Source organism: Micromonospora sp. NPDC050686 (assembly GCF_040654475.1).
Lineage (GTDB): Bacteria > Actinomycetota > Actinomycetes > Mycobacteriales > Micromonosporaceae > Micromonospora.
The window spans coordinates 1-12952 of record NZ_JBFAID010000092.1 but is presented as its reverse complement, the minus strand read 5'-3'; the positions used below and the strand labels follow the sequence as shown (position 1 = coordinate 12952).

14 protein-coding genes and 1 pseudogene are annotated in these 12952 nt (G+C 71.7%); 6 read left to right on the top strand and 9 right to left on the bottom strand.

Annotation, left to right across the window (positions count from 1 at the left end; all coding sequences use genetic code 11):
• Window positions 1–234: 234 nt before the first annotated feature.
• The 6 genes and pseudogenes from AB0H57_RS31535 to AB0H57_RS31510 all read right to left on the bottom strand — a co-directional run.
• Window positions 235–1488, bottom strand: a pseudogene (locus tag AB0H57_RS31535) (FAD-dependent oxidoreductase); the annotation flags it as partial.
• A gap of 76 nt (window positions 1489–1564) precedes the next feature.
• Window positions 1565–2062 carry an N-acetyltransferase family protein gene (locus tag AB0H57_RS31530; RefSeq protein WP_357512320.1) on the bottom strand — a complete coding sequence of 166 codons (498 nt, stop codon included), beginning with the start codon at window positions 2060–2062 and terminating at the stop codon, window positions 1565–1567.
• Window positions 2062–2403, bottom strand: coding sequence for a metalloregulator ArsR/SmtB family transcription factor (locus AB0H57_RS31525; protein WP_357512321.1), 342 nt, complete (start codon window positions 2401–2403; stop codon window positions 2062–2064). The genes AB0H57_RS31530 and AB0H57_RS31525 overlap by 1 nt, the downstream gene beginning before the upstream one ends.
• Entirely contained in the window at window positions 2400–3647 is a 1248-nt protein-coding gene (locus tag AB0H57_RS31520; protein WP_357512319.1) for a M28 family peptidase, read from the bottom strand. The genes AB0H57_RS31525 and AB0H57_RS31520 overlap by 4 nt, the downstream gene beginning before the upstream one ends.
• Window positions 3644–3892: a hypothetical protein gene (locus AB0H57_RS31515; protein WP_357512318.1), complete on the bottom strand. Its 249-nt coding sequence runs from the start codon at window positions 3890–3892 to the stop codon at window positions 3644–3646. The genes AB0H57_RS31520 and AB0H57_RS31515 overlap by 4 nt, the downstream gene beginning before the upstream one ends.
• Window positions 3893–3906: 14 nt before the next feature.
• Window positions 3907–4056: a hypothetical protein gene (locus tag AB0H57_RS31510; RefSeq protein ID WP_357512317.1), complete on the bottom strand. Its 150-nt coding sequence runs from the start codon at window positions 4054–4056 to the stop codon at window positions 3907–3909.
• 88 nt (window positions 4057–4144) lie between these two features.
• Between AB0H57_RS31510 and AB0H57_RS31505 the strand changes: the two genes are divergently transcribed.
• A complete protein-coding gene (locus AB0H57_RS31505; RefSeq protein ID WP_357512316.1) occupies window positions 4145–4528 on the top strand; it encodes a metalloregulator ArsR/SmtB family transcription factor in 384 nt (127 codons plus the stop codon).
• A gap of 18 nt (window positions 4529–4546) precedes the next feature.
• Here AB0H57_RS31505 and AB0H57_RS31500 read toward each other — a convergent pair whose 3' ends face one another.
• The gene (locus AB0H57_RS31500) at window positions 4547–5704 is read right to left on the bottom strand and encodes an NAD(P)/FAD-dependent oxidoreductase (RefSeq protein WP_357512315.1); all 1158 of its coding nucleotides are present in this window, start codon (window positions 5702–5704) and stop codon (window positions 4547–4549) included.
• A gap of 62 nt (window positions 5705–5766) precedes the next feature.
• Between AB0H57_RS31500 and AB0H57_RS31495 the strand changes: the two genes are divergently transcribed.
• From AB0H57_RS31495 to AB0H57_RS31475, 5 genes are all read left to right on the top strand, one after another.
• Entirely contained in the window at window positions 5767–6099 is a 333-nt protein-coding gene (locus AB0H57_RS31495) for a metalloregulator ArsR/SmtB family transcription factor (protein WP_357512314.1), read from the top strand.
• Between the two features lie 89 nt (window positions 6100–6188).
• Entirely contained in the window at window positions 6189–6875 is a 687-nt protein-coding gene (locus tag AB0H57_RS31490) for a helix-turn-helix domain-containing protein (protein WP_357512313.1), read from the top strand.
• On the top strand, window positions 6872–7360 hold the full coding sequence (locus tag AB0H57_RS31485; RefSeq protein WP_357512312.1) for a three-helix bundle dimerization domain-containing protein: 489 nt from the start codon (window positions 6872–6874) through the stop codon (window positions 7358–7360). The genes AB0H57_RS31490 and AB0H57_RS31485 overlap by 4 nt, the downstream gene beginning before the upstream one ends.
• Before the next feature lie 122 nt (window positions 7361–7482).
• A complete protein-coding gene (locus AB0H57_RS31480; protein ID WP_357512311.1) occupies window positions 7483–8226 on the top strand; it encodes an MIP/aquaporin family protein in 744 nt (247 codons plus the stop codon).
• 175 nt (window positions 8227–8401) lie between these two features.
• Window positions 8402–8809 carry an arsenate reductase ArsC gene (locus AB0H57_RS31475; RefSeq protein ID WP_357512310.1) on the top strand — a complete coding sequence of 136 codons (408 nt, stop codon included), beginning with the start codon at window positions 8402–8404 and terminating at the stop codon, window positions 8807–8809.
• A gap of 248 nt (window positions 8810–9057) precedes the next feature.
• On the opposite strand, the gene AB0H57_RS31470 is transcribed toward AB0H57_RS31475, so the two are convergent.
• Together AB0H57_RS31470 and AB0H57_RS31465 are read right to left on the bottom strand one after the other, a co-directional pair.
• Window positions 9058–10524 (bottom strand): alpha/beta hydrolase, encoded by a 1467-nt coding sequence (locus tag AB0H57_RS31470; RefSeq protein WP_357512309.1) that lies wholly within the window; start codon window positions 10522–10524, stop codon window positions 9058–9060.
• Window positions 10525–10689: 165 nt separating this feature from the next.
• Complete coding sequence (locus AB0H57_RS31465) at window positions 10690–12654, bottom strand: multicopper oxidase family protein (RefSeq protein ID WP_357512308.1); 1965 nt, start codon at window positions 12652–12654, stop codon at window positions 10690–10692.
• Window positions 12655–12952 lie beyond the last annotated feature (298 nt).

The window sequence follows — 12952 nt, the reverse complement described above, 5'->3', positions numbered from 1 at the left end:
GGGACTTTCGAACTTCCCACCAGGCCCCAACGCTCTGAACAGCGATAGGACCGGCGGACGTGTCACAGGAACCCAATTATCTGTGGAACCCGGGGTCTGGCCGCTGGTCGGGGTGTCGAGGCTGGTGAGGCTCAGCGGTGCGGAGAGCAGGCCGCCGGAGATCCCGGTGGCGAGCCCCTGTCCGGCCGCCTGGGCTGCAGCGGCGGGGCCGCAGCAGCTGTCGGTGCCGGTGGAGTCGGCGGGGTTGCTGTTGCAGACGCCGGTTTCGGGCAGGTCGAGCTGGACGTCGCGGGCGGCGTCCCAGTCGCCGGCGAGGGCGGCGACGACGGAGCGGACCTGCTCGTAGCCGGTGGCCATGAGGAACGTCGGCGCGCGGCCGTAGCTCTTCATGCCGACGGCGTAGTAGCCGACCTCGGGGTGTGCGAGCTCGTCGGCGCCGTGCGGGGGGACGGTGCCGCAGGAGTGCTCGTTCGGGTCGATCAGCGGGGCGAGGGCGCGGGTGGCGCCCATGATCGGGTCGAGGTCCAGGCGCAGCTCGGCGGCGATGGAGTGGTCGGGCCGGAAGCCGGTGGCGGCGACGATGCGGTCCACGGTGATGGATTCGTCGCTGCCGTCGGCGTGGCGGACGACCACGGCCACCTGGCCGTCGGTCGGGGTGAAAGCGTGCACGGAGAAGCCGGTGAGCAGCCGGATTCGGCCGGTGTCGACGTGGTCGCGCAGCCGGGAGCCGAGCGCGCCGCGGGCGGGCAGGGCGTCGGCGTCGCCACCTCCGTAGGTGCGGGCCGGGCTGGCCGAGCGGATCGCCCAGGTCACCTCTGTGTCGGACTCGGCGGCGGCCAGCTCGGCCAGGGAGAGCAGGGTGTTCGCGGCGGAGTGGCCGGCGCCGACGACGAGGGTGTGTCGGCCGGCGAAGCGGTGCCGGTCGGTGCCGAGCGCGTCCGGCAGGGCGTGCTCCAGGTACGCGCCGACCTCCTTCTCTCCACGGGCCGGCAGGCCGGAGGCGCCGAGGACGTTGGGGGTGCCCCAGGTACCGGAGGCGTCGATGACCGCACGGGCCAGCAGTTCGTCGCCGGTGGCGAGGCGGATCAGGAACGGCGTCTGCTCGCGGCCGGCGGTGCGCAGCCGGTCCAGGCCGAGGCGGCTGATCGCCTCCACCCGGGCGCCGTAGCGCAGGTGGGGCTTGAGCTGCGGCAGCTCCGCGAGGGGCTGGAGGTAGTCGGCGACGAGCTCCGCGCCGGTGGGCAGGGCGTCCTCGGCCGGGGCGACCCAGTCGGCGTCGTCGAGCAGCCGGCGGGCGGCCGGGTCGATGTTGTACCGCCACGGGGAGAACACCCGCACGTGCCCCCACTGCCGCACCGCTGCGCCGGCGGTCTCACCGGCCTCCAGGACAAGGAAGGGCAGGCCACGCTCGTGCAGGTGGGCGGCGGCGGCCAGACCCACCGGGCCCGCACCGATCACCACGACGGGCAGCTCGTCCAGGACATTCATCGGAAACTCCTCTGTGTTGAGAATTGTCGAATCAAGAGGGTGCAGTGGTGCTGCGGCGGGCGGAACTGAACGGGGGTCAGGTGATGGCGGGGCTGCGGCGCTCGAGCAGGACGACGTCGCGCCACCGGCCGTGGTGCCGGCCTACCCGTTCGCGGGTGCCGATGACGCGGAAGCCGGCCCGCTGGTGCAGGGCGAGGCTGGCGGTGTTCTCGGGGAAGACGCCGGACTGGATGGTCCAGATGCCGGCGGTCTCGGTGGAGGTGATCAGCGCCTCCAGCAGCAGCCGGGCTACACCACGCCCTTGGGCGGCGGGGTCGACGTAGACCGAGTGCTCGACTACCCCTGCGTAGACCGCCCGGCTCGACGTTAACGAGACCGCCACCCACCCGATCACGGTGTCGTCCGCGTCGACGGCTACGAGGCGGTGGTCAGACAGCTTGGCCTCGTCGAATGCCGTCCAGGTCGGTGCGGTGGTCTCGAAGCTGGCGTTGCCGCTGTCGAGGCCAGCCTGGTAGATGGCGAGGACACGGTCGGCGTCGTCCGAGGTCATCAGGCGGACGGTGATGTCGGCCATCAGCAGGCTCCCTTCGGGTTGGGCGCGGGGCGGCCCATGACGACGTCGGCGGCGGAGGGGAAGCAGCCGACGCAGGCGTCGTTGATGCGATAGTGACGGGCGGTGCCGACCGGCTGGACGAGCACGAACCGCACCTCGGTCAGGATCTTCAGGTGTTGCGAGACGGTGGACTGGGCCAGCCCGACGGCGGCGACGATCTCCCCGACGCTCATCGGTCGGGCGTGCCGGGCCAGGTACTCGACGATCTGCACCCGGGTCGGGTCCGCCAGGGCCCGGAACCACGAGGCGTAGGTCTGCGCGGTGTCCCGGTCGAGCAGGTCGCCCACCGCCACTCCTTCTATCGTTTATCGCCGATTGACGATGAAAGTGTATCGGGCGTGGTTGCGGCGAGGTGGGCGGTCGCGACGACGAGGCGGGCGATCGCGGCCAGGGCGGCGGGGTCGACTTTGTCGGGGGTGTCGGCGGGGCTGTGGTAACCACCCAGGCCGGCACCGATCCCCACTGCGGCGAAACCGGCACCGCCGTAGCGGCGGTTATCCGACGCCACCGGACCGGCCGCCAGGGGGACGCCGGCGTGCCGGCCGGCCTGGTCGAGCAAGGCCAGGAGGCGGTGGGCGGGCCCGCCGGCCTCCACCGCGGCCGCCCCGTCGAGACGGCCGGCACCGTCGATGTTGATGACCAGCGGTGTGGCCCGGTCGGCGCGGAGTTGGGTGGCGTGGTGGGCGGAGCCGAGCGCGCCGACCTCCTCCCCGTCGAGCAAGGCCACGGACAGTCCCGCACCGGCGGGCAGTGCGGCGGTGAGCATGCGGGCGGCTTCGAGGACCACGGCGACGCCGGTGGCGTTGTCCGAAGCGCCAGGCAGGCGCAGCCCGGGGTGGTCGCCGACGCCGTCGTAGTGGGCGGTCAGGAGCACGTCGGCACCGTCGGTGCCAGGCTGCCGGAGTCGGGCGTGAATGTTGGTGCCGATAACGTCGTCGCGGCGCAGCGGCGTCGCCCCGGCCAGCCAGCCGTCGCCTACGGTGGCGGCGGTAAGCGCGGCGTGGTGGGTGTCGGGGTCGAGCGTCAGCACCGGCAGCGGCCCTGGGTCGGGTCCGGCGAGCATGGTGAACTGCCAACCCTCGGCATCGACCGGACGGCGGACCAGCAGCCCGGCCGCACCGTGGGTGTCGCGGTAGGCGTCGAAGAGGCTCATCTCGGCCGACACGACCAACCACCGCCCCGCCGGGTCGGCCTTACCACCGGCGACGCCGAGGGCGCCGCGACGAATGCGGTACGTGTCGGCGGACGCCGGGTGGATCGCGACCTGCCGCCCGAACACCAGTTCCTCGGGGCCGCTCCGGTCGCCCCAGGTGACCGTCGGCGCCTCATACACCTGCGGCACGGCGCGGACCGGGAACTCCTCGGTGCGGACGTCGACACCGAGGGCGGTGAGCTGGTCGACGAGCCAGGCGCGGGCCGCCGCCCCGCCAGCCGAGCCGGCACGCCGCCCCGCCATAGGGTCGGAGGCGAGGGTGGCAATGGTGGCGGTCATCCGTTCGGCGCTGACCTGCTCGAGCAGGTCAGCGAGGTCGGTGGGGGCCGTCATGAACAGCAGCCCTGTCCGGCGGCGATGGCGTCGGCCTTGGCCTCGGTGCCACAGCACGAGTCAGCCGCCTGGGCGGCCTGCCGCGTACCGCAGCACGGGTCACCGTTGGCGGTCGCGCCGGCCGGTGGGAGGATCCCGCCGACGGCCTGGGCGGGGCTGCCGCAGCAGGCGCCGGAGCCTGTGACCCGCAGGGCGGCGGCGGGGTCGCCGGTGAAACCGCCGGCGGTGGGAGTGTTCTCGCTCATGTCGGGTCCTCTCCTCAGCGAGGGCTGATCAGCGTGTAGACGTCGGCACGGGTGGTGTCGTAGCGGCGCACGGCCCGCTGCGCCTGGGTGGACACCTGGGCGCAGGAGTCGCAGAACCGGACACCGGGCAGGGATGTGCGCGAGCGGCGGGTAGGGCCGAACATGCTCGTCCTCAATTCCTCGAGACGCCTGTCTTGACGTCTGTCGAATCAGACACTTGCATGCTGATTAGAGAGATGTCAACCTAGAGGCATGTCGAAGCAACAGGCGTCTCTTCCCGTCGTCGATCTCAACGCCGACGCGCCGTGCTGCCCGCCGCTGGCCCAGCGCCGGGTACCGGCCGAGACGGCCGCGGTGCTCGCGCCCGCGTTCAAGGCCCTTGGTGACCCGGTGCGGCTGCAGCTGATGTCGATGATCGCCTCCGCCGAGGACGGCGAGGCGTGCGTGTGCGACCTGACGCCGGCGTTCGACCTGACCGGGCCGACGATCTCCCACCATCTCAGGACGCTGCGCGAGGCGGGCCTGGTCGACGCCGAGCGGCGGGGCACCTGGGTCTACTACCGGGCCCGACCGCAGATCCTGCGCCAGCTCGCCGCACTGCTGTCGATCGAGCCGGCGACCGCGGCCAAGGTCTGACCTCGCCCCCCATAGCCGTCACCCGCCGGCACCGTCCGTGGCTCCATCCACCTGTGGGGGCGATGCCGACCGCTGGACACCGGGTGCCGCGTAACGCGCCTGACCGAAGAAGCGCGGACGTCCGCCCACGCGCGCGGAAAGGGCGGCCATGACGTGCACGGCGTCGCGACCGACGCCCCGCAAGGTGTTCGAGGCGAAGGACCGCTGGAACTCCAGCCCCAGGTAGACCAGGCCAGGATGGGTGGTGGAGATCCCGCCCACCTGCTGCGGCACGCCGCGATCGACGGTGGCGAGAGGCGCGAGGTAGTCGAGATCGGGCCGGTAGCCGGTGGCGAAGATGACGGCGTCGACCGGCTCCACGGTGCCGTCACGCCACAGGACGCCGTCCGGGGTGAAGGCGGTGAACATGTCCCGCCGAGGAAGCCGGCCCGAGGTGATGGCGTCGCGGTAGCGGCCGGTGTCGAGCACCGTGGCGTGCCGGACGAGGCGGGTGATGATCGCGCGCGGGAGGCGGTCGCCACCAGTGACGCGGAGCCAGTGGTGCAGGTCCCGTCCGCGGATGCGCTGTGGCAGGAACCGGACCGGCTCGCGGGTCGCCAGCGTCACCCGGGCATGCGCAGTGAGTTCGTAGGCGACCTGGACAGCGGAGTTGCCGGCCCCCACGACAACGACGCGCTTGCCGTCGTACGCGTCGGGGTGGCGGTAGTCGGCGACGTGCCGCAGCTCCCCGCCGTACTCACTCTGCCCGGGCAGGGTCGGCAGGTACGGGTTGCCGAACGAGCCGGCAGCGGCGACGACTCCGGCGGCGGGCAGCTCGTCTCCGGTGTCGGTGCGCACGAGGTATCCCCCGCCGGCACGGGTACCCACGGCGACGGCTCGAGTGCGGGTGCGGATCTCGACGTCCAGGGCGTCGGCGTAGCGGCGGAGGTAGTCGACCACCTCGTCGCGGTGGGGGTGACGGTCCAGGTCGCCGTCGAAGGGCATGCCGGGCAGGGTGCTGTAGCGGGCGGGCGAGAACAGCGTGAGGCTGTCGTAGTAGTCAGGCCAGGAGCCGACCGGTTCGGCGCCGGAGTGCAGGACCACGGGTCGCAGGCCAGCGTCCAGGGCGGCGCGAGCCGCGGCGAGGCCGGACTGACCGCCGCCAACGATGATCACGGGATCGACTTGATCGTTCACATCACGATCATATCGTCGTTTCGTTGAATGACAATATGATGATGGCGAGGAAGGGTGTGACCATGAGCCAGACCGCCGCCGACCAGCCGACCGGGCCGCAGAGCGCCGCCCCCGGTCTGGCGCCGCAGACGCAGGAGTTCCTCAAGGCCCTCGGCAGCCCTACCCGGCAGCGGATCATGATGCTGTTCGCCCGCGGCGCCGAGATGTCCGTGGGCGAGGTGGCCGAGCGGGTCGGCATCAGCCAGGCCACCGCGTCGCAGCAGCTGACGCTGCTGCGACGCGGTGGTGTGGTCACCTCTCGACGAGACGGCAAGACGGTGTTCTACCGGGCCGACCGGGACGGCGCCATCACCGCCCTGACGGATCTGCAGTCCTACCTGGCGACCTGCTGCTGATCGGCCGGCACCAGCACCGGCACTGATGAGATCGAGGCCTCCCCGCGGCCGGCTTGACTCCGGAATACTGCTCAGTGATTATTGAGTCAATGGACGCTGAGCTTTCATCCATATCCGCGCGAGCCAGGATCCACGCCGCCCTCGGCGACCCAGCACGCCTGGCGATCGTGGACGCGCTCACCCTCGGCGACGCCTCGCCCGGGGAGATCGCCCACACCCTCGACATGGCGACGAACCTGGTCGCCCATCACGTCAGGGTTCTCACCGACGCCGGCCTGGTCATCAAGGGTCGCTCCGAGGGTGACCGGCGCCGCGCCTATCTGCGGCTACGCCCCGAGGCGTTGGCCGCGCTGGCCACCCCGCGGCTAATCGGTGTGGGCCGGGTGGTGTTCGTGTGCACCCACAATTCGGCCCGCTCGCAGCTGGCCGCCGCGCTGTGGAAGCAGCGCACCCACAGCGAGGTCGCCTCCGCCGGCACGAAGCCTGCCACCCGGGTCCATCCCCGCGCGGTGGCCGTGGCTCACCGCCACCACCTCGACCTCGACCCGACCGGTACCGCCCACGTCACCGACGTCGTGCGTCGCGATGACCTGGTGATCGCCGTCTGCGACAACGCCCACGAGGAACTGACAGGACCAGTCCGCCCCCGCCTGCACTGGTCCATCCCGGACCCGGTCCGCGTGGACACCGACGAGGCGTTCGAAGCTGCCTACGCCGACCTCGCCGACCGCGTCGACCGGCTCGCCCCCGCCGTCCTGTCCGAAGGTCCCCGATGACCGACACCGCCGCCCACCCACGCCAAAAGATCACCCTCGACGAGCAGGTCGCGCTGCACACCGCCGCGACCCGGCTCGCTGAGAAGTTCGACGGCATCTACGGCACCGCAACCATCGAGCGGTTCCTGCACAGCAGCTACGACCAGCTCGCCACCGCCGCCAGCATCGCGAACTACCTGCCGCTGCCCAACGAGCGCACCGGCGCCCGCCAGCGCCTGCGGGCCCTGGCCCGCGTCGAGGGTAACCACCGCGACGGCCGCCCGGTCGTACTGTTTCTGTGCACCCACAACGCCGGCCGCTCCCAGATGGCCCCGGGCTTCTTCACCCACCTGGCCGGCGACCGGGCGATCGACTGGTCCGGCGGCAGCGAACGCGGCATCGCGATCAACCCCTCCGCGACCGCAGCGATGGCCGAACCCCATTTTCCCCGGCACCCGCTACGAGAACTGGACCGTCGACGACCCGGCCGGCCTCGACCTGGCTGACATGCGGCCGATCCGCGACGAGATCGAGCACCGCGCCTGCTCGACGAACTGAACGTCCCCGCCACCCGATAACCAACTGCCCGACGATCCGGGACAGCAACACCATGGGAGAGAACAGACTGATGACCATCGCACTCCGGCGGCGCCTGCTGGCCGAGTTCACCGGCACCGCCCTGCTGGTCACCGCCGTGGTCGGCTCCGGCATCATGGCCGCCACCCTCTCCCCCGGCGACGTGGGCCTGCAACTGCTGGAGAACTCCACCGCCACCGCCTTCGCCCTCGGCGCGCTGATCCTGATCTTCGGCCCGGTCTCCGGCGGGCACTTCAACCCCGTCGTCTCCGCCGCTGACTGGTTTCTCGGCCGCCGCGCCGGCACCGGCCTCACCGTCCGAGACCTGGGCGGCTATGTGGTGGCGCAGGTCCTCGGCGGGATCGCCGGATCGGTGCTGGCGAACCTGATGTTCGACCTCGCCGCCGTCGAGTTCTCCGCCAAGGACCGCGCCGCCGGCCACCTGTGGCTCGGCGAGGTCGTCGCCACCGCCGGCCTGATCATGCTGATCTTCGCCCTCGCCCGCTCCGGCCGCGCCCCGGTGGCACCCGCCGCCGTCGGCGCCTACATCGGCGCCGCCTACTGGTTCACCTCGTCGACCTCGTTCGCCAACCCCGCCGTCACCATCGGCCGCGCGTTCACCGACACCTTCGCCGGCATCGCCCCCACCTCGGTGCCCGGGTTCGTCCTGGCGCAGCTTGTGGGCCTCGCCGTCGGCGTGGGCCTGCTCGCCGCCCTCTACCCCGACGCGGGCGCCGCCGCCGACCAGGTCGTCGTCCCCACCGACGGGGACGGCGCCGTCGGCCGCCGCTCGTGACCACACCGCACCCACCGGCCAGCAGCGGCGCCTGGCCCGGTCCGGGCTTCGTCAACCACCGCCATGGCCCCGGCCGCGACCGGACGCTCGACCGCGACAGCGACCCGGTCCACCTGTTCCCCGACCCCGATCACACGCCGGCCAACCGGCCCTCGCACCGCATGGAAGGCACCCGATGAGTGACAAGCCCAGCGTCCTGTTCGTCTGCGTCCACAACGCCGGCCGCTCCCAGATGGCCGCCGGCTGGCTGCGCCACCTCGCCGGCGACACCGTCGAGGTCCGCTCCGCCGGCTCCGCACCCGCCGGGACCGTCAACCCCGCCGTCGTCGAGGCCATGGCCGAGGTCGGCATCGACATCACCGACCAGACCCCGAAACTGCTGGAGTACGCCACGGCGGAGTCTTCCGACGTCATCGTCACCATGGGCTGCGGCGACGCCTGCCCCGTCTTCCCCGGCAAACGCTACGAGGACTGGAAGCTCGAAGACCCCGCTGGCAAGGGCGTCGACGCCGTACGCCCGATCCGCGACGAGATCCGCACCCGCGTGGAGAATCTCCTCACCGAACTGCGCCCCACCGCCTAATGGGAGCTACCGGGTCAGTCGTTGGCAGACTCGGTGCCTGGTAGCCGCGGGTGGGTGAGCACTCCCGCCGCCCGGACCGGTTGGAGTCCTGGGGTCAGAACGTGCCCCCGCCCGTGGTCGGGAGACGAATGGCTGATGGGGTGCGGTGCGACATGCTTCCGCACGCTCGATCCGCCATGGACCGTCCCGCACGTGGATCGCGGGCCCCTGTTCACGCTGCCATGACGCTCGCCCCCGCTGGACGGGCCTCATCGCAGCGCCACCATGAAGAAATCGACCACCATGCCGGTCACCTCCTGCGCCGAGGGTTGCTGTCCGGGGGTGGCCAGGGTGTGTCCGGTGCCGGCGACCTCGACGAACTCTGCCGGCACACCGGCGGCGCGCAGCCGCTCGGCGAACCGGACGGACTGGCGCGGTGCGACGTCCTCGTCCTGCGCGCCGTGCAGGATCAGGAACGGCGGCGCGTGCCCGGTGCTGTAGTTGATCGGGCTGGACGAGTGGCGGGTAGCCGTGGATGTACCGATACCGGCCCAGAGCAGGAACCGGATGAACGGCGGCGCGTCGGCGAAGTCGTTGAGGTCAGTGGGCCCGAACATGTCCACCACGGCCTGAACCGCGCTGGACTGCTCGGCGTATGGGCCGGACCCGCCCTGGCGACCGGTCAGACCCAGCATCGACGAGAGCCAGCCACCGCCGCTGGCGCCCCACACACCGATGCGGGAGGGGTCGATTCCGAGGTCGGCGGCGTGCGCCCGGAGGAACCGCAGGGCACATTTGGCATCCTCGAGCGGGGCGGGCCACGGGGCGGCGGGGGTCAGCCGGTAGTCGATCGAGGCGACAAGGTAACCGTTGGCGTTCAGCCGCTCTCGCAGCGGGGTGAACAGCGCACCCTGATGGTTGGACAACGATGCGCCCAGACCGGAGAGTTCCCGGTCACCGAGGACCAGGCCACCGCCGTGGATGTACATCGCCACCGGCGCGCCCCGGCCCGGTGTCCCGGCACCGGACGGCGGGGTATAGATGTCCATGGCCAGCGGAACGCCGTCCACCCGGCAGTACTCCACCGTGCTGCGCTTCCCGGCGGGCAGCTGGCGCGGAGCCACGATGTCGCCGGGGAACCCAGCTCCCGCGAACCCGTCGCTGGCCCCGCCGAACCCCACGAACGCGGCCAGGAGCACGACCAACATCACCGGCGCGACAGCGACCGCCCCCGCCACCCGGCGCAGCCGCGGCCGACGCGCGGCAGGGGCGCCGGGCCCGCGGGAGGCGGCCACCGCGCGCAGAACCCAGACGATGCCGAATCCGGCTGCGCCGATGACCTGTAGCCCCGCGCAGATGTAGTCGACGAACCCGATCACCGAGTCGGCTGGTATCCACGGCGAGGGACCCGGCAGGACCGGCGTGCCGCGGGTCAGGAGCCACACGACGAGTACGGCCAGCGCTGCGGCGGCAGCCGCCACCACCCGACGAGACGTCGGGCGGGCCAGCACGCGGGCAACGGTACCCAACTGTGTGGCACCCAGCGCGGCGAACAGCAGAGCGTACGGCCACGCGGTGCGCCACACCGCGGCCAGCGGAGCGAGGTAGATCAGGACACCGGCCGTGACGGCCAGCAGCGACGTGATCAACAGGGGGCCCCGGCGCAGCGGCCGGTGCTCCGCCGCGGGGGCCAGGACGGCGTCTGCGGCGGGTACGGAAAGCGGCGTTTCTGGCATGCCACCGATCGTCGCGGCCCGGGCGCACGACATCGTCCACCCCCGGTAGGCAACCGCCGCACGCCGGTACTACTGCCGCCTACTCCGCCCGCAGTAGAGAACGTCGGATGGGTGCCGCGTCCGAGGTGGCGGTGGGTTCGTATCAAGCAGAGCCTGGCAGCGGGCCTATTCCGGATGGTTGGCGGTGCCGCGCCCGGTCTGGAAGGGCGTGGTGATGCCGGTGTAGCCCAGATGCAGGACCATTCCGTTGACGGCATGTTCGAGGTTGTGGCAGTGGTCCATCCAGATCCCAGGGTTGTCCGCCCGGAACGCCACCCGGTAGGTCTCGCCTGGCCCGACGTCGAGGGTGTCGACCCACCACGGGCTTCCGGTCGCGGGCCGGCCGTTGCGGTCCAACACCAGCATGTGGTGGCCGTGCAGGTGCATCGGATGGTGCTGGCCGCTGCGGTTGACGTAGGTGACCTCGGCCAGATCACCGGAGGCGACCATGAGCATCGGCACGTCCGGGAACGACGCATTGTTGAGTGTGTACAGCATCGCTGGACGGCCGTCGTAGAAGCCGAGCCGCTCGTCGACGCGTAGCGTGAAGCGCCGATCGAAGTGGCTGTCCGCCCCGAACGGGGTGGTTGCCGGAGTGCCGTAGCGGGCCGGGTCCAGCAAGGCCGGATCAGTACCCCCGCGGCCCGGGCCTGCATTTCCGTCGGAGCTGTAGACGATCGTCGGACCACCTGCGTCCAGGACAACCGGATGGTCGGGCATGGTGAACGCGACGTCGTAGCGGGCTCCCCCGCCGACCAGGATCCGCACGCCGTCGAGAACGCTCGGATCGTGCACGTCGGTGCCGTCGATCGCGACGACCCGCACCGGGGCGCCGGTCAGGGTGAATGTGGCGGCCTCGCCGTCGGTGTTGACCAGCCGCAGCCGTACCTGCCGGCCGGCCGGCACCGGTCGCCCCTGCACGCCGGTGATCACGCCGAGCGTCGCCACGCCGTCCTCATCGACCCAGGTGTGCCGCAGCACCGTCTCATCCACAGCATCGCCCTGCTCGGGCGCGTCGGCGGGCAGGACCACGAACGCCCCGAACAGGCCCCGACGGACCTGGACGGAGGACATCTCGTGGGAGTGGTACCAGTAGGTGCCGACCTGTGCGGCCCGGAAGCGGTACACGAAACGGCCGCCCGGGGGGACCGCGTCCTGGGTCACCCCAGCCACGCCGTCCATCGCGTTGGGCACGTCCACGCCGTGCCAGTGCAGGGTCACCCCAACGCCGGGCAGCCGGTTGACCAGGGTCACCTCCACCAAGTCCCCTTGCCGGACCCGCAGCTGCGGGCCAGGAGCGATGCCGTTGAACGTCCACGCCTCCACCCGCTGGCCCGAGTCCAGCTCGACCATGGCGGGCTGCGCGGTCAGCGTGAACCGACGTGCGGGCACGCCGGCGGTGTCATTGCCGGTCAACGTGGTCACGCTGGCACCACCGTGGTGGCTGTGGCCGATCGCGCTGCCGCCGCCGATGTCGAGGGCGCCGCCGCTCATACTGTGGTGAGCCGGCAGCTGGCTGGCGGTTGTCCATGCGACGAGCACTGCGGCTGCTACCGCGACACCGAGAACCGCGTTGGCCGGGGTCCGCCACCAGCGGCCAGCTGGCGTCCAGCCTTTCCGGGTCCGCCGCCGCGCCGATCCCAGCGCGGCAGCGCCGATCACTCCCACTCCGGTCATCGCAGCTGGGCGCAGGCCGGCCAGCTGCGCCGCGTTGGCCACCAACACCGCACCTACCGCGGCCGCCACCGCCCAGTAGTCACCGGGCCACGGGGCTACCCGCCACTCTCCGGCTGGCGAGCGCAGCATCGGGCGCACCCACAACCAGAAAACCGTCGCGGCCACCACCAGCGCCGGGCCGGCGAACGCCAACCTCGGCCCGGCGAACTCCCAACCGTTTCGCAGCAGTAGCACGGCGGCGACGACCCGCAGCGCAGCACCGCCGAGCAAAAGCCCAAACAGCAGGTGCCACGTCCGTGAGGGTCCCGAGCCCGGTGGGGCCGGCAGACGCATCACGACCCAGCCCGCTGCCACGGCGATGGGCATGGCCAGCAACGCGGTCACCATGTCCGTGTAATGCACCCACAGGAACACCTGTCACTCCCGACGTCCACGCGTTGCGACCGCTGCCATCGGGACCATACCGGCCTTGTCACCGTGCGGACTCCCGTCCCGGCGCACGGTCGCGGTGAAGTAGCGCCAGGCGTGCGACGACCGCCGGCGGCCAGGGCATGAGGAATATCGATCGCCCGATGCGGCGTTGCTGGCTAACGTGATCGCCATGTTCGGCACCGTCAGCGTTGTGCGCCCCGCAGGTCTTCACCTGCCGGGCGCCTGCGGCGTGTGCGCATGGCTGGCTGATACCCGAGGCTGACCCTCCTCCCGTCCGGCA

Bases quoted from the DNA above. Each gene is read 5' to 3' on its own strand.
- AB0H57_RS31530 (WP_357512320.1), bottom strand. From the start codon at position 2,062: ATGGCCGACATCACCGTCCGCCTGATGACCTCGGACGACGCCGACCGT.
- AB0H57_RS31520 (WP_357512319.1), bottom strand. From the start codon at position 3,647: ATGACGGCCCCCACCGACCTCGCTGACCTGCTCGAGCAGGTCAGCGCC.
- AB0H57_RS31515 (WP_357512318.1), bottom strand. From the start codon at position 3,892: ATGAGCGAGAACACTCCCACCGCCGGCGGTTTCACCGGCGACCCCGCC.
- AB0H57_RS31510 (WP_357512317.1), bottom strand. From the start codon at position 4,056: ATGTTCGGCCCTACCCGCCGCTCGCGCACATCCCTGCCCGGTGTCCGG.
- AB0H57_RS31505 (WP_357512316.1), top strand. From the start codon at position 4,145: ATGTCGAAGCAACAGGCGTCTCTTCCCGTCGTCGATCTCAACGCCGAC.
- AB0H57_RS31495 (WP_357512314.1), top strand. From the start codon at position 5,767: ATGAGCCAGACCGCCGCCGACCAGCCGACCGGGCCGCAGAGCGCCGCC.
- AB0H57_RS31490 (WP_357512313.1), top strand. From the start codon at position 6,189: ATGGACGCTGAGCTTTCATCCATATCCGCGCGAGCCAGGATCCACGCC.
- AB0H57_RS31485 (WP_357512312.1), top strand. From the start codon at position 6,872: ATGACCGACACCGCCGCCCACCCACGCCAAAAGATCACCCTCGACGAG.
- AB0H57_RS31480 (WP_357512311.1), top strand. From the start codon at position 7,483: ATGACCATCGCACTCCGGCGGCGCCTGCTGGCCGAGTTCACCGGCACC.
- AB0H57_RS31475 (WP_357512310.1), top strand. From the start codon at position 8,402: ATGAGTGACAAGCCCAGCGTCCTGTTCGTCTGCGTCCACAACGCCGGC.
- AB0H57_RS31470 (WP_357512309.1), bottom strand. From the start codon at position 10,524: ATGCCAGAAACGCCGCTTTCCGTACCCGCCGCAGACGCCGTCCTGGCC.